14 protein-coding genes are annotated in these 17,971 nt (G+C 73.2%); 8 read left to right on the forward strand and 6 right to left on the reverse strand.

What is annotated here, in order from left to right; all coding sequences use genetic code 11:
• Positions 1 to 76: 76 nt before the first annotated feature.
• Complete coding sequence (locus AB0B76_RS23145; RefSeq protein ID WP_360378530.1) at positions 77 to 1,501, forward strand: MDR family MFS transporter; 1,425 nt, start codon at positions 77 to 79, stop codon at positions 1,499 to 1,501.
• Positions 1,502 to 1,581: 80 nt separating this feature from the next.
• On the opposite strand, the gene AB0B76_RS23150 is transcribed toward AB0B76_RS23145, so the two are convergent.
• Both AB0B76_RS23150 and AB0B76_RS23155 read right to left on the reverse strand, forming a co-directional pair.
• Complete coding sequence (locus tag AB0B76_RS23150; protein WP_360378532.1) at positions 1,582 to 2,220, reverse strand: VC0807 family protein; 639 nt, start codon at positions 2,218 to 2,220, stop codon at positions 1,582 to 1,584.
• Entirely contained in the window at positions 2,217 to 3,419 is a 1,203-nt protein-coding gene (locus tag AB0B76_RS23155; protein ID WP_360378535.1) for a carotenoid oxygenase family protein, read from the reverse strand. The genes AB0B76_RS23150 and AB0B76_RS23155 overlap by 4 nt, the downstream gene beginning before the upstream one ends.
• Before the next feature lie 86 nt (positions 3,420 to 3,505).
• Between AB0B76_RS23155 and AB0B76_RS23160 the strand changes: the two genes are divergently transcribed.
• A complete protein-coding gene (locus AB0B76_RS23160) occupies positions 3,506 to 4,078 on the forward strand; it encodes a PadR family transcriptional regulator (RefSeq protein ID WP_360378538.1) in 573 nt (190 codons plus the stop codon).
• Here AB0B76_RS23160 and AB0B76_RS23165 read toward each other — a convergent pair.
• A complete protein-coding gene (locus AB0B76_RS23165) occupies positions 4,035 to 4,784 on the reverse strand; it encodes an SDR family oxidoreductase (RefSeq protein WP_360378541.1) in 750 nt (249 codons plus the stop codon). The two genes, AB0B76_RS23160 and AB0B76_RS23165, sit on opposite strands and share 44 nt — an antisense overlap.
• Before the next feature lie 78 nt (positions 4,785 to 4,862).
• Between AB0B76_RS23165 and AB0B76_RS23170 the strand changes: the two genes are divergently transcribed.
• Entirely contained in the window at positions 4,863 to 5,654 is a 792-nt protein-coding gene (locus AB0B76_RS23170; protein WP_360378543.1) for a helix-turn-helix transcriptional regulator, read from the forward strand.
• Here the strand turns inward: AB0B76_RS23170 and AB0B76_RS23175 are convergent.
• Positions 5,636 to 10,741, reverse strand: a complete 5,106-nt coding sequence (locus AB0B76_RS23175; RefSeq protein WP_360378545.1) for a hypothetical protein — start codon at positions 10,739 to 10,741, stop codon at positions 5,636 to 5,638. The genes AB0B76_RS23170 and AB0B76_RS23175 overlap by 19 nt on opposite strands.
• Positions 10,742 to 10,867: 126 nt before the next feature.
• Positions 10,868 to 12,289: a UDP-glucose/GDP-mannose dehydrogenase family protein gene (locus tag AB0B76_RS23180; protein ID WP_360378547.1), complete on the reverse strand. Its 1,422-nt coding sequence runs from the start codon at positions 12,287 to 12,289 to the stop codon at positions 10,868 to 10,870.
• Positions 12,290 to 12,478: 189 nt separating this feature from the next.
• On the opposite strand from AB0B76_RS23180, the gene AB0B76_RS23185 reads away from it, so the two are divergent.
• The 3 genes from AB0B76_RS23185 (at position 12,479) to AB0B76_RS23195 (ending at position 14,790) form a co-directional block, all read left to right on the forward strand.
• A complete protein-coding gene (locus AB0B76_RS23185; protein WP_360378550.1) occupies positions 12,479 to 13,627 on the forward strand; it encodes an acyl-CoA dehydrogenase family protein in 1,149 nt (382 codons plus the stop codon).
• Positions 13,628 to 13,663: 36 nt separating this feature from the next.
• A complete protein-coding gene (locus AB0B76_RS23190; protein WP_360378552.1) occupies positions 13,664 to 14,548 on the forward strand; it encodes a S41 family peptidase in 885 nt (294 codons plus the stop codon).
• A 107-nt stretch (positions 14,549 to 14,655) separates the two neighbouring features.
• Complete coding sequence (locus AB0B76_RS23195) at positions 14,656 to 14,790, forward strand: hypothetical protein (RefSeq protein ID WP_360378555.1); 135 nt, start codon at positions 14,656 to 14,658, stop codon at positions 14,788 to 14,790.
• Between the two features lie 37 nt (positions 14,791 to 14,827).
• Here the strand turns inward: AB0B76_RS23195 and AB0B76_RS23200 are convergent, their stop codons facing one another.
• On the reverse strand, positions 14,828 to 15,877 hold the full coding sequence (locus tag AB0B76_RS23200; protein ID WP_360378559.1) for an acyl-CoA desaturase: 1,050 nt from the start codon (positions 15,875 to 15,877) through the stop codon (positions 14,828 to 14,830).
• Between the two features lie 164 nt (positions 15,878 to 16,041).
• Here AB0B76_RS23200 and AB0B76_RS23205 point away from each other — a divergent pair, with 164 nt between their 5' ends.
• Both AB0B76_RS23205 and AB0B76_RS23210 read left to right on the forward strand, forming a co-directional pair.
• Positions 16,042 to 17,289, forward strand: a complete 1,248-nt coding sequence (locus AB0B76_RS23205; protein ID WP_360378562.1) for a sensor domain-containing protein — start codon at positions 16,042 to 16,044, stop codon at positions 17,287 to 17,289.
• The gene (locus tag AB0B76_RS23210; protein WP_360378565.1) at positions 17,241 to 17,876 is read left to right on the forward strand and encodes a response regulator transcription factor; all 636 of its coding nucleotides are present in this window, start codon (positions 17,241 to 17,243) and stop codon (positions 17,874 to 17,876) included. Before AB0B76_RS23205 ends, AB0B76_RS23210 begins: the two co-directional genes overlap by 49 nt.
• The last annotated feature ends 95 nt before the right edge of the window (positions 17,877 to 17,971 follow it).

A 17,971-nucleotide genomic window follows, 5' to 3' on the forward strand; every position in this document is an offset into this window, starting at 1 on the left:
ACGAGATTGCGATACGGTGTATCGGTCAGCGATACGCTGTATCGCAACTCGGTACGCCGTACGGAGGAGCTGGAAGATGGCGGAGAAACTGCCCCGGGATCTGCTCGCGCTCATCGGCGCGATCCTGCTGGGCGTGTTCCTGGTCCAGATGGACTCGACGATGGTCAACATCGCGCTGGAGAGCTTCCGGCGCGACTTCGGCGCGGACCTCGGCACCGTGCAGTGGGTAAGCGCCGCGTACCTGCTGGCGATGGCCGCGGTGATCCCGGTGGCCGGCTGGGCGATCGACCGCTTCGGCGCGCGGTCGGCGTGGCTCGTCTCGCTGGGGCTGTTCACGCTCGGCTCGCTGCTGTGCGGGCTGGCCTGGTCGGCCGGCAGCCTCATCGCAATGCGGGTCGTGCAGGGCGCCGGCGGCGGGATGCTCATGCCCCTGTTCCAGACGATCATGGCCCGCCGGGCCGCCGGCCAGCAGTTCGGCCGGGTCATGGCGCTGGTCGGCGCGCCGATGCTGCTCGGGCCGGTACTGGGCCCGGTGCTCGGCGGCGTGCTGGTCGACGGCCCCGGCTGGCGCTGGATCTTCCTCGTCAACCTGCCGATCTGCGCCCTCGCGGCGTGGGCGGCCGTGCGCGTGATGCCGGTCGAGCGGATCGAGCGCCCGGCCCGCCTCGACGTGCTCGGCCTCGCGCTGCTCTCCCCCGCCCTCGTCGGCATCGTGTGGGCCCTGTCGCGGGCCGGCACCGACGGCGGCTTCGGCGCGGCGACACTGCTCGTGCTGGCGGTGGGCGTCGCCCTGCTCGGCTGGTTCGTCGTCCACGCGCTGCGGACCGCCGATCCCGTGGTCGACCTGCGGCTGTTCCGCAGCCGCGACTTCGCGGCCTCGGCGGTCGTGATGCTGCTCGGCATGATGGCCCTACTGGGCACGATCCTGCTGATTCCGCTGTACTACCAGCAGGTCCACGGCTTCTCCCCGCTGCACGCGGGCCTGCTCATGGCCCCGCACGGGATCGGTTCGGCCCTGTCGCTGATCGTCGCCGGGCGCCTCGCCGACCGCTTCGGCGCGCGCCCGGTCGCGCTCACCGGCTCGCTGCTGCTGCTCGGCGTCACCCTCACGCTGACCCGGCTCTCGGCCGGGACGGGGCAGTGGGAGATCGCGGCGCTCATCGCGCTCGGCGGCGCCGGCTTCGGCGGCGTCATCGTGGGCGCCCAGTCCGGGGTCTTCTCCGGGCTCGACCGCGCCGCGATGCCGCACGCCACCACCGCGGTGCGGGTGTTCCAGCAGGTCGGCGGCTCGTTCGGGGTGGCTGTGCTGGCGGTGGCGCTGCAGCGCAACGCCTCCGGCGCCGGCTCCCTCGACGCGCTCGGCGACGCCTTCGGCACCACCTTCTGGTGGGCCGCCGGCGCCGCCGCGCTGACGCTCGTGCCGATCCTGCTCATGCGCTCGAAGGCGCGCAAGGTCGCGGAGACCGCGGCCCCGGCCGAGCCGGCGTTGAATCCGTCATAAGACCCGTCGGGAGAAAAGTCCGAAAAGTCGCGGCGCGGAGCGCCCGACTTTTCGTGACCCGGCTTTTCGGGCTTTCGCCGTCAGGCCTGCTTCAGCTCCGGCTGCGGCCCGGCCTGGATGCGCTTCACGAAGCGGACGTTCCACAGCGCCAGCAGCACGGTCGTGGCGATGAACAGCACGGTCGAGGCCGTCACCGCGGCCGACGTCGGCAGGCTCAGCACCAGCGGGATGCGCACGATGGCGTCGAAGAGCAGCCCGGCGCCCCAGGCCGCGGACATGATGCGGAAGTTGCGCCGGAAGCCGGGCAACTGCTGCCACCGCTGCTCGAACTCCGCGGCCCGGTCCGGGTCGCCCTCCTGCATGCGCAGCGCGGCGTAGAAGATCAGCGGGCGGCCCACGAAGCACGAGACCAGGAAGGCCAGGCCGGCGATGCCGGTGCCGAAGGACTCCTTGACGAGCAGGAACTTGGGCGAGCCGGTCAGGAACGACAGGCCCAGGCCAACGAGGAACACGCCGAGCATCACGGCCGCGAAGACGTCGAACTTGCGGGTGCGGGCCGCGACCCACACGACCCGCACGAGGGCGGCGAGGGACCCGCAGAGCAGGGCCACGTAGTCGCTCGCACCGAGCCAGTGCGCGACGAAGTAGGCGGCCAGCGACAGGCCCACGTCCCACAGCAGCGAGGCGAGAATGGTGAGGAGGCCGGGGGTCTTGTTCATCGCGCGTCTCCGATCCAGCGACCGTGGAACCCGGCCGGCACCCGGCGCGGGAGATGGACAGTGGCGACCGGGCCCGCGGCCAGGCCGGTGGCGTCGTGCACGAGCAGGCGGGAGGCGACGTCCGGGTCGTCGTGGGTGGCGATGGACACCAGCCACCCGTCGTCCTCGGCGTTCGACTCCACAGTGGACACGAACACCGCCTCGCCGACGTGCCAGCCGGCGCCGAGGGAGCAGGTGTCGACCGTGCCGGAGACCTCGTCGTACTTCAGCACCGTGTCGGCCTCGACGGCGTACAGGTACCGGTTGGGCCGCCCCGTCAGCGTGTCGGCGATCGTGGGGAACTCGATCTGCCGGTCGTCGCGCCCCTCCTCGCGGACGCGGCCGGACGCCGGGTCGAACGTCCAGCGGTGCAGCCGGCGGTGGTCCCCGGCGTGCCGGACCGCGTCAAGCACGACCCGCCCGGCCGCGTCCTCGCGGGCGTTGCCGACGTGGAAGACGTAGCAGGGCTCCACCTCGAACCACCGCACGACGCCGCCCGACTTGGGCATCACGCCGATCCTTGCGCCGTAGTCGTCGCTCCAGCGGTACGGCATGGTCTTGCCGAGCAGGTCGGCGTCGAAGACCATCGGCAGGTCGAGCCAGACGATGTGGTGCTCGGTCACGGCGAAGTCGTGCATCATCGTCGGGCCCGGCACCTCGATCTCGCGGCTCTCCACGAGCCGGCCGTCGGCGTCGAGCCGGTGGTACGTCAGGTACGGCGGCAGCGCACTGTAGCCGAAGAAATGAAGATCACCGCTGGCCGGATCCTCCTTGGGGTGCGCCGTCATCGCGGTGGTGAGCCGGCCGCCGAAGTCGCAGGGGCCGAGCACGCCGAGCTCGCGGTCGATCTCGACCGGCAGCGCCGCCTCGACGAGCGCGAAGAGACGGCCGGCGTGGTGCAGCACCGACGTGTTCGGCTCGCCCTCGGCGTCGACCCAGCGGTTGCGGTACCACTCGGCGTGCCCGTCGCGCAGCCGGACGCCGTGCAGCATGCCCCGGCCGAGGAACCAGTGCGGCGCGAAGTCGCCCGGGCGCGGGTTCGGGCCGTTGCGGAAGTACCGCCCGGTGAGCTCCGGCGGGAGGGCCCCCTCGACCGGGAGATCACGGGCCTCGATCTCGTCCGGCACCGGGCTGGTGTACCCGCGCTCGTCGTCATCCATATGAAAACTTTTACATGTCATGTCTGACATGTCAATACCGTCATGTCGCGTTCGACATGTCGGATACGACAGGTTAGGCTTGTCGCATGTCCCTCCGCCACGCCCTGCTGGGGCTGCTCGCCGACACCCCGCAGAACGGGTACGACCTCACCAAGCGCTTCGAGGAGACGCTCGCGGGCCACGCGTGGAACGCCGGCCACAGCCAGATCTACCCGGAGCTCAAGCGCATGACGGCCGACGGGCTCGTCGAGGTCGTGGACGAGGGTTCGCGGGGCAGCAAGGTGTACGGCGTGACCGACGCCGGCCGCGGGGAGCTGCGCCGGTGGATGTTCAGCCCGCTCGGCGAGGCCCCGGCCCGCAACGAGTTCGTGCTGCGCCTGTTCATGCTGTCCTCGCTCGACCTGCCCGACGTGCGCGTGCTCGTGGATCAGATGGCCGGGCAGAGCGACGAGGCGGTCGGCGAGCTGGACCAGGCGATCAAGACCATCGAGGAGTTCACGCCCCCGGGCCAGCCGCACGGCTACGCGCGCTTCGCCGCCGAGTTCGGGCGGCGGTACTACGCGCTGCAGCGCGACTGGGCCCGCTGGGTGCTCGAGCAGCTGGAGCGGGACCCCGCTACGCCTGACGCGTCGGCAGTACGACCAGCTGACGCAGGTTGACGTGCCGCGGCCGGCTGACCGCGTAGGCGATCAGGTCGGCCACGTCGGCGGCGGCGAGCGGGCCGATCGCGCCGAACATGCCGGCGAGCTGCCCGGACAGCTCGGGGTTGTCGATGTGCCCGCCCAGCTCGGTGTCGGTCAGGCCCGGCTCGATGTTCGTCACCCGCACGTCCCGCGGCCCGAGCTCCGTGCGCAGCGTCGCCGACAGGTGCGTGAGCGCGGCCTTCGTCGCGCCGTAGACGGCGTAGGCCGGGAACGCCACGTGCGCGCCGATCGACGAGACGTTCACCAGGTCGGCCGGGCGCCCCGCCGCCGCGGCGGCGACGAGGTCGGGCCCGAAGCCGCGGATGATGCGCAGCGCCCCGGTCAGGTTCGTGTCGATCATCCGCACCCACTCGTCCTCGCGGCCGGCGTCGAGCGGGTTCGGCAGCATCACGCCGGCCGCGTTGACCACCAGGTCGACCGGGCCGACGGCCTCGTGCACGGTCCGCACGGCGGCCGCGACCGCGCCCGGATCGGTGATGTCGGCCACCACGGGCAGGCCGCCGGTCGCCGCGGCCAGCTGTTCGAGCCGGTCCCGGCGGCGGGCCAGCAGGGCCACCCGGGCGCCCGCGGCGGCCAGGAGCTCGGCGGTGGCCGCACCCATCCCGCTGGCGGCGCCGGTGACGAGGGCGGTGCGGTCCTTCAGGTTCGCGTATTCGCTCATGGGTTCAGGCTCGGGCCCGCGGCCGGTCCGGCCCAGGGTGCGGTTGTACCCAGGGTCTGGCAGGACCAGGATCGGGGCATGGAGCAGATCGGGGAGTTCCTCAGGTCGCGGCGGGCCCGCATCCGGCCCGAGGACGCGGGGCTGGCGCAGTACGGGCGGCGCCGGGTGCCGGGGCTGCGGCGGGAGGAGCTGGCGCAGCTGGCCGGGGTGAGCGTCGACTACTACGTCCGCCTCGAGCAGGGGCGCACCCCCAACGTCTCCGATGCGGTGCTGGATGCGATCGGAAGGGCGCTGCGGCTGGACGGCACCGAGCGCGAGCACCTCTCGGCGCTGGTGCGAGGCACAACCGGTACAGCTGCCGCGTCTGAACAAACGGTGCGCGACGGCGCGTTGCGAATGCTCGCGATGATGGCGGACACGCCCGCGTTCATCCTCGGGCGGCGGATGGACGTGCTGGCCTGGAACGCCCTCGCGGGGGCGATCGGCGGCTTCGCGCCCGGGTTCAACGTGGTCCGGCACACCTTCTGCGACCCGGCCGCCCGCGACTTCTACGCCGACTGGGCCACCGTGGCCGGCGAGGCGGTCGCCTACCTGCGCCTGGACGCCGGGCGGCACCCCGGCGACCCGCTCCTGGCCGAGCTCGTGGCCGAGGTGTCCGCGGCCGGCCCCGGGTTCGCCGCGCTGTGGGCCCGCCACGACGTGCGCGAGAAGACGCACGGCGACAAGCTGATCGAGCACCCGTCGCTCGGGTCGCTCGCGTTCTCGTACGAGACGCTGCGCTGGCCCGGCGACGAGGACCAGCTGCTCGTCGTCTACACCGCCGCCGAGGGCTCCCGGACGCTCGAGGTCGTTCAGCGCATCCCGCGGTAGGCGCCGCGCAGGCGGTCGAGGCGCTGGCGCTGCTCGTAGGTGGCGCCGAGGCTGATCAGCAGCACGCCGGTGCCGGTGAACAGCAGCAGCATCATCCAGAACGGCAGGCCGATGCGGAACAGCTCGTTCACCGTCGCGATCACCGTCACCGTGGCGCCGACCGCGACCGGGGCCTTCTGCTGGCGGGCGGCGCCGATCGCCACGCAGATGACGCCGGCCAGGATGAGCAGCACTTGGCGCAGCTCCGGCGAGTCGGGCTGGGCCACGGCGATCGCCAGGCTGGGGCCGAAGCCGGCCACGAGCGCCGGGCCGTAGGCGAGCCAGCTGCCCAGCTCCGGCCGGTTGCGGATCTCGATCAGGCCGGTGATGAGGGCGAGAGCGGCGAACGGCAGCGTGTACGCCTCCGGGACCGCGACCCGCACGGTGATGAGCAGCAGCCAGATCGCCAGCAGCTCGGCGATCGACGCGGCGATGATGAGGATCGTGCGCTGGCGCCCGCTGCGGCCCTTGCGCGCCGCCGACAGGCCGAGGATCGCCCCGACGGCAGTCAGGGCGGCCGCGGTGTGCGCCGGCGAGCCGAGGGTGAGCAGCACCGCGATGCCGGCGCCGGCGTACCCGGCCGCCTCGACCGTCATCGCCTCGCGGTTGATGCTGTCGCTCGGCCGCAGGCGGGGCAGGGCGGCGCCGAGCACCAGCAGCGCGGTCGCCACGATGAGCAGCGGGAACGCGCACTGCTTCAGGCCCAGGCCGGCCGCGAGCCCGGCGGCGATGGCGAAGCCCTCGGCGGTCGAGGCGGCCACGTGCCAGCCGAGGATCCGGCCGTTCGGGGTCTTGCCCCAGATGCCGCCGATCGCGCCGACCACGACCGAGCCGGCCAGCCAGGTCAGCGTCTGGCTGCGGGTGGCCAGGCTGCCGGCCCCGCCCGCCCCCGCGGCCAGCACCGCGATGACGAACACCAGCCGGCGCGCACCGATCATGAGCCGGGCGTCGGGGCTCGCGGGCGACGGCGGCACGGTGAGGGCCAGGCCGAGCCCGGCGATCGTGGCCACCAGCAGGGCCAGGGTCGGCTGCACCGGCCACGGCGCGGCGAGCGCGGCCGGGGCGATGAGCAGGGTCAGGGCCGCGCCGGGCACCACGATGGCGACCGCCCGGTTGGCCACCGCCTGCGCGTCGCCGCCCAGCCCCACCGCCATCAGGGCGGCGGCGACGGTGAGCAGGAAGGCGCCCAGCACGTGGGTACTGTTGCCGGCGTACTGCGTCAGCGACCCCAGGTCCGCGGCGCTCTCCGGGGTGCCGGTCCAGGGGTGCTGGACCCAGCGGTACGGCCCGGCGAGCGCGGCGAACAGCGCGGGCGCGAGGAACACCACGACGATCGCGGCCGGGATGCCGGCGGCCGCGGCGACGCCGAGCGCGAAGTTGCGCGGGATCCGCTGCTGGTGCCGCGACGGGTCCCAGCGCACCGGGCGGCCGCCGCGGTCCGGCCGGAAGCGCCCGTACTCGGGCTCCGTGGGGCGGTACCAGTTGGCCCGCAGCAGCTCGGCCAGCACCCCGAGCAGGGCGGCGGCCGCGGCGTAGACGACCGCGCCGTCGCGCTGGACCACGAGCGCCACCAGCGCGATCGTGGTCGCGGAGACCGCGACGCCGGTGCTGACGTACGGCATGTAGCCGGGCGCCTGCTGGGCCGAGGCCGCGGCGGCGGCCAGGCCCACGGCGGCGGTCGCGAGCGCGGCGATGAGGATCGTGCTGGGCCGGTCCGGGTGCAGGCTGCCGACCATCGCCGCGGCCGCTCCGGTGAACGCGAACAGCGCGCCGGCCACCCCGGCCCCGCCGACGACGGTCAGCGGGCCGCCGTCGACGTCCTCGTCGTCGACGTCCTGGCCGGCCGGGCGGTCGGAGGCCTCGCGCCGCAGGGCCACGGTGCGGGCCAGGCCGGCGATGAGCGCGCCGCTGACGCCGAGCGCGGCGAGGGTGCCGGCGGTGGCGCCGGGGCGCACGAGGCTCCCACCGGCCGCGAAGAGCCCGGCCACGAGGGCCGCGCCGAGGCGCGTGTAGACGCCGCGCCAGCTGCGGGCGAAGGACGCCCACGCGGCGACGCCGGTGGCCGCGGCCCAGCCGATCACCATCGGCGCCTGCCAGCCCAGGCCCAGCCCGACCGGGGCGCCGAGGGTGGCGAGCACGAGGGCGGCCGAGGCGATGTCGTCGCCGTACGGCTGCGGCAGCGCGATCGCGGCCGCCCCGGCGAGCAGCAGCAGGGCGACCGGGATCTGCCAGCCGAACTCGGCGAGCCCGTGCGCGCTCTGGGCCCACCGGGCGTCCAGCGGGGCGCGCCACATCGGGTCGGCGGCCCGGATCACGCCGACGGCGCCGATCACTGACAGGGCGCCCGCGTACAGCCCCGTGCCGAAGCCGACCATGGCGGCGCCCGCGACCGGGCCGCGCCGCCACTCCTCCGGCAGCGACGAGCGGGCCGCGACCGCGACGAGGAACACGAGCAGGGCGAGGGTGACCACCTCGATCCCGGAGGCGGCCAGCGACACGGCCCGGGCCACCGCGCCGATCGCGGCGATGGTGACGGCCGCGGCGGCGGCGTCGGAGCCGGTGAACTCGACGCCGAAGGTCTGCCGGTCGTCCATCCGCGGCGCCGCCCACAGCGTCACCGCGGCGATCACCATGAGCAGGCCGATGACGAGGTCGATGGTGGTGGCGCCCTCGGCGATCACGGTGGCGAGGCCGACCGCGAGCGCGGCGGCGGTGGCCCCGGCCAGCAGCGGCACGCTGGGCTCGCCGCCGCGGGCGACCTGGGTCAGCGCGGCCACCGCGAGGCTGACCGCGAGCGCGAGGAAGCTCATCACCAGCACGACGGTCGCGCCGCCGGGCAGGTCGCCGAAGACGATCGCGGCGGCGGCCGCGGCCGCGCCGGGCAGGGCGAAGAGCGCGCCGCCGGCCGCGGCGTCGGCGACCCGCTGGGTGACCGCGAGCCGGTCGCCGTCGGTGTGGTGCGGGCGCGGCAGCCAGGCGATCGCGGCCCCGGCGACGGTGATCGCGGTCAGCGTGAGCGCGGTCGCGCCCGGGCGCACCAGGGCGGCCGCGGCCGCGTAGAGGCCGAGCCCGAGCGCGGCGCCGAGGCAGACCCAGGCGGTGTGCGGGGCGCGGACGCGCAGCGCCAGGGCGCCGGCCACGATCGCCGCGCTGACCGCCAGGGCCGGGATCGCCAGCCAGCTCAGGCCGAGCGCGGCGGGCGCGACGAGCAGGGTCAGGGCCGCGCCGACGACGGCGATGTCGATCCGCAGCTCGTCCGGGGCCACCTGCGGGCCGATGCCGTCGCGCAGCGGGACGCCCACCGGCTCGCTGCGGCCGCTGAGCATCAGGATGCAGGCGCCGGTGAGCAGCAGGATCGCGATGACGTACTGCCAGCCGTCCAGGCCGACGGCGGCGTGGATGCGGCTCTCGTACGTGCTCAGATCCGCGTCCCAGACCGGCCACGCGGCCCGCAGCGGCGCGGCGATGCCCGGGAAGGCCCGCACCAGCACCAGCAGCGCCGCGCCGGCGGCCGACACCGACACGGCGTAGCGGGGGCCGCGGCGCGCGTCGGCGGGCAGCAGCGGTACCCCGGCGGCCGCGACCGTCACCGCGAGGGCGAGGAACAGCGGGGTCGAGCCGGGCAGCCAGACGGCCCCGACCCGCGCGATGGCGACGATGACGGCGCCGGTGGCCACGCCCGCGGCGACGTCGGGCAGCACCCCGCGGCGCCAGCTCAGCGCGCCGCCGACGCCGAGCCCGGCGGCCACGAGCATGGCCGCGGCGGCCTGCAGCGTCGGCACGCGCTCGTCGGTGGCGGCCAGCCCGACCGTGGCGGCCAGCAGCGCGACCCCGGTGGCGACGGCGAAGAGGATCCAGGCCATGTCGCGCATCAGCCCGTCGGCGATGCGGTTGGTGCGGCCGGTGTGCGCGAGCTCGTCCTCGGCGGCGGCGTCCTCGTGGTGGGCGTCGACGCGGCGCTGGATCGACTGCTTGAGCGCGACGGCGAAGGCGAGGTCGATCAGCGCCACGCCGGACAGCGCGATCGCCCACCCGGTCGGGCCGTGGATCGCGTCGTAGAACAGCAGCGGCAGTACCGGCTGCAGGGCCAGCAGCGTCGCGTAGCGGGACGCGATCAGGTGGCTCTGCATGCTGTACACGGCCGCGACCCCGGCCGTGACCAGGCAGACGAGGCCCAGATAGGTGCTGAACCGGGGCCGGTCCGCGCCCAGCAGGTGCTCCGAGCGCACAACGTAGCCGTCGAGGAGCACGAGCAGCAGGGCCACCGAGGCGACGGTCTCGGCGGTCGCGCTCAGCCCGCGCTTGACCAGCACGAGCGGCAGGGCCAGGGCGATCGCGGTGATGGCGGCCAGGGACAGCACCCGGCCGACGGTGCCGATGCTGCCGAACGCGTCGAGGGTGAGCACGATCGCGGCACCGGCCAGCAGCAGGCCGCCCAGCGCCAGGACCGACGCCTGCATGCTGCTCTCGGTCGCCTCGGGCTGGTCGCCGGCCGGGAGGCTGCGCTCGCCGGCTCGGGGCCGGCGCGGCGGGGGCACGTCGAGCGGGGCGATGCGGCTCGTGGCGGGCACGTGGCCGCTCTCGACCGCGTGCGGCGCGCGCGGGGAGAAGCGCTGCTGGCTCGGCGGTACCGGCGGCAGGGCGGTGGTGGTGGTGGCCGTCGTGGTCGTGGCCGTCGTGGCGGCGGTGACCGGCTCCGGGGGCGGGCTCACCGGCGCCGCGGCCTGGGTCACGGCCGGCGGGGCGGCCTCACGCTGGCGGCCCAGCAGCGGGCGCTTGGCCTTCGCGGCCTGGGCGGCGCGCTCGGCGTCGACCGTCGCGCGGACCTTGCGCCGGAGGCTGTCGCGTTGCGCGGAGGTGTGCGCGAGCTGCTTGCGCAGCATCTGGTGGTTCTCGGTCAGGTCGCGCTTCTTCTGTTCCAGCGCCGCGACGGTCCGCTGGAACAGGGCGAGCGCCGCCGCGTCCGGATCGTGCGGCCGGCCGCACGAACGGCAGCCGGTGGCCTCGCTGGCCGGCCCACCACACGCTGGGCACGGGTACGTCTCCACGCCACTCCTCCCCCGGTGCTCTCGGCCGGGACCCCGCGCTGCGGTGCCCCGGCCGTTCACGCCCTACTGGGAAGAATGCCTTGTTTCGACGGGCGACGAAAGCGAAGTGCCCGTTCGGGAGGTTCTCTATGAAACGACCGGACGCCCCATGCCGCGGTACTCCCAGCCGGCGGCGACCCAGACCGCCTGGTCGAGGCAGTTCCGGCCGTCGATCACGCGCTTCGCCGAGACCAGCGGGGAGAGCGAGTTCGGGTCGGTGTTGCGGAACTCCTCCCACTCCGTGAGCACGCACAGGAGGTCGGACCCGGTGACGGCGTCGTTGAGCGTCTTGGCGTAGGCGACGTCGGCGACCTCGGCCCGGGCCTGCTCCATGCCCTCCGGGTCGTAGACGGTGACCTCGGCGCCGGAGCGGGCGAGCTTGCGCACGACCGAGAGGGCCGGCGAGTCGCGCACGTCGTCGGAGTTGGGCTTGAAGGTCGCGCCCAGCACCGTGATCTTGGTGCCGGCCAGGTCGGGGCCCGCCGGGCCGTAGCCGCGGCCGAGCAGCTGGGCCGAGAGCTGGACGATCTTCTGCCGGCGGCGCTGGTTGATCAGGTCGACCTCGTGCAGGAAGCGCAGCGCCTCGCCGACGCCGAGCTCCTGGGCGCGGGCCTGGAACGCGCGGATGTCCTTGGGCAGGCAGCCGCCGCCGAAGCCGACGCCGGCGCGCAGGAACTTGTTGCCGATGCGGGCGTCGTAGCCGATGGAGCGGGCCAGCTGGGTCACGTCGGCGCCGGCCGCCTCGCAGACCTCGGCCATCGCGTTGATGAAGGAGATCTTGGTGGCCAGGAACGCGTTGGCCGCGACCTTCACCAGCTCCGCGGTGGCGAAGTCGGTGACGACGACCGGGACCTCACGGTCCTCGGTGACGGCCAGGTCGAACACGCCCTTGTGGGCCGAGTAGAGCATGCCGGTCGCCCACTCGGACTTGACGCCGAAGATGACGCGGTTGGGCCGCAGCACGTCCTCGACGGCCACGCCCTCCTGCAGGAACTCGGGGCTCCAGGCAACCTCGACACCGAGGTCGACGGTGGAGTTGCGGTCCACGAGCTGCTCGATCCACTCGGCGGTGCCGACCGGGACGGTCGACTTGCCGACGATGAGCGCCTTGCGGGTCAGGTGCGGGACCAGGTTGGACACCGCGCTCTCCACGTGGGAGAGGTCGGCGGCCATGCCGTCGGCACGCTGGGGGGTGCCGACGCAGATGAAGTGGATGTCGCCGAACTCGGCGACCTCCTCGTAGGACGTCGAGAACCGCAGCCGACCGGCCGACAGGTTCTTGCGGAGCAGCTCGTCCAGGCCGGGCTCGTGGAACGGCACGTCCCCGCCGGCCAGCTTGGCGATCTTGGCCTCGTCGATGTCGAAACCGATCACCTCATAGCCGAGTTCCGCGAAGCAGATCGCGTAGGTCGCGCCGAGGTATCCGGTGCCCAGGAAGGTCAGCCGGGGCCGCGCCGATCCAGAGGGCGCAGCTACGACGGGTGGGGTGCTGGGGTACGCGATGGTCACGCCTTAATCTCCGCTCGATCGAGGTCCGCTCGGCCGACCCTCGCCTTATGGGATCGGGCCGACGTCGCCACGGCGAGGATAGACCCTTGGCGGCAACCGTGCCTTCGGATGTTTCGTTACTCGTCGGTATGCTCACAGCGGCGGGCCGCTGAACGGAGGTTCAGCAGCGCTGTGACGAGGGGGTTTACCGTGTTCGAGGCCTATTCGCTGCCCGAGGAGCACATCGCTGTGCGTGAGGCGGTGCGTGCAGTGTGTGACGGAAAGGTCGCACCGAACGCGGCGACTGCGGACGAAACGAGCGAGTTCCCCCAGGCTTCGTACGATGCGCTGCGTGCCGCCGACTTCCACGCTCCGCACATCCCGGAGGAGTACGGCGGCGCCGGCGCGGACGCCCTCGCCACCGCGATCGTGATCGAGGAGGTCGCCCGCGCCTGCGCCTCCTCCTCGCTCATTCCCGCCGTGAACAAGCTCGGCACCATGCCTCTCCTCCTGGCCGGCTCCCACGAGCTCAAGCAGCGCTACCTGTCCCCGGTCGCCCGCGGCGACGCGATGTTCTCGTACTGCCTGTCCGAGCCCGAGGCGGGCAGCGACGCGGCGGGCATGAAGACCCGCGCCGAGCTCGACGGCGACACGTGGGTGCTCAACGGGGTCAAGCGCTGGATCACCAATGCCGGGGTGAGCGAGTACTACACCGTCTTCGCTGTCACGGATCCGACCGCGCGCTCGCGGGGCATCTCGGCGTTCGTGGTCGAAAAGTCCGACCCGGGTGTGAGCTTCGGCGCACCCGAGAAGAAGCTCGGCATCAAGGGCAGCCCGACGCGCGAGGTCTACCTCGACAACGTCCGCATCCCGGCCGACCGCATCATCGGCGACCCGGGCACCGGCTTCGGTACGGCCATGCGCACGCTCGACCACACGCGCGTCACGATCGCGGCGCAGGCCCTGGGCATCGCGCAGGGTGCGCTCGACTTCGCGCTGGGTTACGTACAGGAGCGCAGGCAGTTCGGCAAGGCGATCGCCGACTTCCAGGGCATCCAGTTCATGCTGGCCGACATGGGCATGAAGCTGGAGGCGGCGCGCCAGCTCACCTACGCGGCGGCCGCGAAGTCGGAGCGCGGCGACGCCGACCTGACCTACTTCGGCGCGGCGGCCAAGTGCTTCGCCTCGGACGCGGCGATGTCCATCACAACGGACGCGGTCCAGCTCCTGGGCGGCTACGGCTACACGAAGGACTTCCCGCTGGAGCGCATGATGCGCGACGCGAAGATCACCCAGATCTACGAGGGCACGAACCAGGTTCAGCGGATCGTGATGGCCCGGCAGCTCCTGCAGGGCTGAGGACCGCTGTTCGGCAGCGGTCTATCATGGCCCGCCGTGCTCACAAACGAACAGATCATCGGACAGGCCCTGGATCGGATCGAGGCAGGGTACGTCTTCCCGGCGAAGGTCGCGGACATCGACGCCGCGATCCGGGGTCGTCTCGCGGCCGGCGAGTACGACGACCTGGACGGGCCGGCGCTCTGCGCGACGGTGACCGCGCACCTTCAGGCGGCGTGCCCGGACAAGCATCTGCGGCTGCTGTGGACGGACGAGCCGCAGTCGCTGGATCCAGCGGACGAGGACGGCGGGCGGGCCGCGTTCCTCGCGCTGCTCAGGGCGGAGAACCAGGGGGTCCGCCGGGTCGAGCAGCTGGACGGGAACGTCGGGCTCATCGACCTGCGGCGCATCGCGTACGCCGACGAAGGGGCCGGCACGATCGGCGCGGCCATGCAGCTGGTCGCCCACAGTTCCGCGCTCATCCTGGACCTGCGCGCCTGCGCCGGTGGGGCACCGGAGGGGGCCGCGATGTGGTGCAGCTACTTCTTCCGCGACGACCAGGTGCACCTCAACGACTTCTACGAGCGGTCCACCGGCGCCACCCGCCAGTTCTGGACGACCGCGTACCTTCCCGCGCCGCGCTATGCGGACCGCCCGGTCTATGCGCTCACCAGCGCGGTTACGTTCTCCGGGGGCGAGGACGTGGCGTACACCCTGCAAGCGCACGGCCGGGCCGTCGTCGTCGGTGAGACGACCCGTGGCGGCGCGCATCCGACGGACCGCCACCCGGTCACCGAACACATCCTCGTGACCGTGCCGACCGCCCGGACCATCAACAGCGTCACCGGCACCAACTGGGAAGGCGTGGGCGTGGTCCCCGATATCTCCGTCCCGGCCGACCAGGCACTCGACACGGCACTCAAGGCCATCTCGGGCGCGTAGGCGCGGCCGCGCCGGCGGCGCTCGGCCGGACGCGGGGCTCGGGTCCACCCGAGCCCCGCGCGGCGGTTCAGTGCCAGGTGCGGCCGAACTCGACGAAGCAGATGCCGGTGCCGTCGTACGTCGCCGCGTCGCCCTCGCCCCGGTGCGCCGCGATGATCTGGGCGGCGACGACCGCCGCCTGCCTCTCGGCGACGACCCCCGCCTTGGGCGTGCCGACACTCGTCGCGTCGCCGACCGCGTAGACACCGCCCGCTGTGCGCCGATGGCTGAGCGGCCGGCTCAGCGGGCCGCGTGCTCGGCGCGGGCCGGCGCGCCCACCTCGTGCAGGTACTGCAGGGCCTGCCGGTACGACGTCGTGAGGCTTGTCTCCTCGTAGGCAACGCCGAGGTCGGCGCAGTACGCCCGCACGATCGGCTGGGCCTTGCGCAGGTTGGGCGTCGGCATGCCCGGGAACAGGTGGTGCTCGATCTGGTAGTTCAGGCCGCCCAGTGCGATGTCGGTGATCCGGCCGCCGCGGACGTTGCGGGACGTGAGCACCTGCTTGCGCAGGAAGTCCTCGTCCCCGGCCGGGTGCGGCATGCCCTTGTGGTTGGGGGCGAACGTCATGCCGAGATACACCCCGAACAGCGCCTGGTGTACCAGGAGGAAGGCGACGGCCTGCAGCGGCGACAGGACGACCAGCAGCGCCGCGAGGTAGGCGCCGGCGTGCAGGACCAGCAGCACGCTTTCCAGGAGCGGGCGCTTCACGGTGCCGTTGCGCAATGCCTTGATGCTGGACACCTTGAGGTCGATGGCGAGCAGGGTGAGCAGCGGGAAGAACAGCGCGGCCTGGTGCCGGGTGATGAAGCCCTTCAACCCGCGCCGCCCCAGGGCCGACTCGGTGGCCCAGATGAGCACCTCGGGCGCGACGTCCGGGTCGAGGTCGTCGTGGTTGGGGTTGTTGTGGTGGCGGGTGTGCTTGTCCATCCACCAGCCGTAGCTCATGCCGACGACGAGGTTGGCGGCGATGCGTCCGGCGATCTCACCGGGGCGTTTGGTGCGGAAGACCTGGCGGTGGGCCAGATCGTGCGCCACGAGGCCGACCTGGGTGAACGTGACGGCCAGGAACGCGGCCGTGACCATCTGCCACCACGACGAGCCGATGAGGAAGAAGGCGGTCCAGCCGCCGAGGAACATCAGCGTGACGACGCTCAACCGGGCGAGGTAGTAGGCGGGCCGGCGCCGCATCAGCCCTTCGTCGTTGATCCGGCGGGCCAGGACGGCGAAGTCGCTGCCGGCGGTGGTCCGCGGAGGCCTTGGCGTGACCGCCGATGTCAGGGTGATCGTCATCCTTTTATCAAATCGCCTTCGGAGCCGGCCGTCAGGAGCGCTACCGCCTGCGGTCCGAGTGGTGCTGGCACCACCATCGCGGCGCGCCGAGGCCGGCGGTGTACGAAACTGTTGACGTGGCCGGCCGATGGGTGTGCGGATGGGCGCGGCGCGGTGTGCGCGGCGTGCTGAGCGGTATGGCCGCGATCGGGCTGGCCTTCACCAACATCCTGCTGCTGTTCGTGTCGATCGTCGTGCTGGCCCTGACGCCGGTGCCGTACCTCGGCCTCGCGCTGGTGCCCTGGACGATGACGCTGGTCCGGATGCGCACCGACCTGGAGCGCCGACGCGCCTCACGGACCGGCGTTGCGGTGACACGCCCGTACCATCCGCCGCCGGAACCGGCCGTCGCCGGCGTCTGGCCGCGCTTCCGGTGGATCGTGACCGACCCGGCCACCTGGCGCGACCTCGCCTGGCTCGCCCCCGAAGCGGTCGTCGGGTTCGGTCTCGGAACGATCGGCGTACTCGTGCCGCTGTACGGGCTCGCGGGGCTGACGCTGACGCCGGTTTGGATCTGGCTCGGCACCGGCTGGTACGGCTACGGCGCCATCTGGTCCGCCGCCACATGGCCCGCCGCCCTGCTCTGCCTGCCTCAGGGCGCCGTCATCCTGGCCGGCGGCCTGTGGCTGGCGCCCTGGCTGCGCCGCGTCGACGCCCGCTTCACCCGGCTGTTCCTCGCCCCGACCAGAAACGCGGAACTCCGGCTGCGCGTCACGCAACTCACGATCACGCGCGCCGACACCGTGGACGCCCAGGCAGCCGAGCTGCGCCGCATCGAACGCGACCTGCACGACGGCGTCCAGGCCCGCCTCGTGTCACTCAGCCTGATCATCGGCCTGGCCGACACTCTGATCGACCGGAAGCCGGCCGAGGCCCACAAGCTCCTCGCCGAGGCCCGCGAATCGAGCACCACGGCCCTGGTCGAGCTGCGCCACCTCGTCCGGGGCATCCACCCGCCGGTGCTCGCCGAGCGCGGCCTGGGCGGCGCCGTCCGGGCGCTCGCGCTCAGCCTGCCCATCCCCATCGCCGTCGAGGTCGAGCTGTCGGGACGGCCCGACACACCCGTGGAGTCCGCGGCGTACTTCGCCGTCGCCGAGGCCCTGACCAACCTGATCCGTCACAGCCGCGCCCACTGCGGATCCGTATCGCTGCGGCACAGGGACCGCACCTTGACCATCGTCGTCACCGACGACGGCGCCGGAGGCGCCGACCCCGCCGCCGGGACGGGGCTGCGCGGCATCGAACGCCGCCTCGCCGCGTTCGACGGCACGGTCACACTGTCGAGCCCGGCCGGCGGGCCCACCGTCATCACCATGGAGATGCCGTGCGCACTGTCATCGCCGAGGACCACGCCCTCCTCCGGGACGGGCTGACCCGGCTGCTCCAAGCTTTCGACTTCGAGGTCGTCGCCACGGTCGACAACGGCCCCGACCTGCTGCCCGCCCTGCTGGCCCACGAGCCCGAGGTGGCCGTCATCGACGTCCGCCTGCCACCGACCTTCACCGACGAGGGCCTCCAAGCGGCGATCGCGGCCCGGAACCAGCGTCCCGGCCTGCCGGTCCTCATGCTCTCCCAGCACGTCGAGCCGCTCTACGCCCGGGAGTTGCTCAGCACCCCGCACGGCGGCATCGGATACCTGCTCAAGGACCGCGTGTCCGACGTCGGCGAGTTCGTCGAGGCCGTCCGCCGGGTCGCCGGGGGCGGCACCGCCATGGATCCGGAGGTGATCTCCCAGCTCCTCGTCCGCCGGGAGCCGCTGGCGGTGCTCACCGCCCGGGAGCGCGAGGTGCTCGGCGAGATGGCCGAAGGCCGCTCCAACGCGGCGATCGCGGTCAAGCTCCGCATCACCGAGAAGGCCGTGAGCAAGCACATCAACAACATCCTCACCAAGCTCGAGATGCCACCCTCCGACGACGACAACCGCCGGGTGCTTGCCGTCCTGGCCTATCTCAACGGCTGAACACCGGGGTCCGGGGAGTCCCCGGCCGGACCGGGCCGCCGAGGTCTTCTGGCGCCACGGCTACGAGGGCGCGTCGCTGAGCGCCCTCACCGGCG

The sequence above is a fragment of the Dactylosporangium sp. NPDC049140 genome (genome assembly GCF_040648435.1).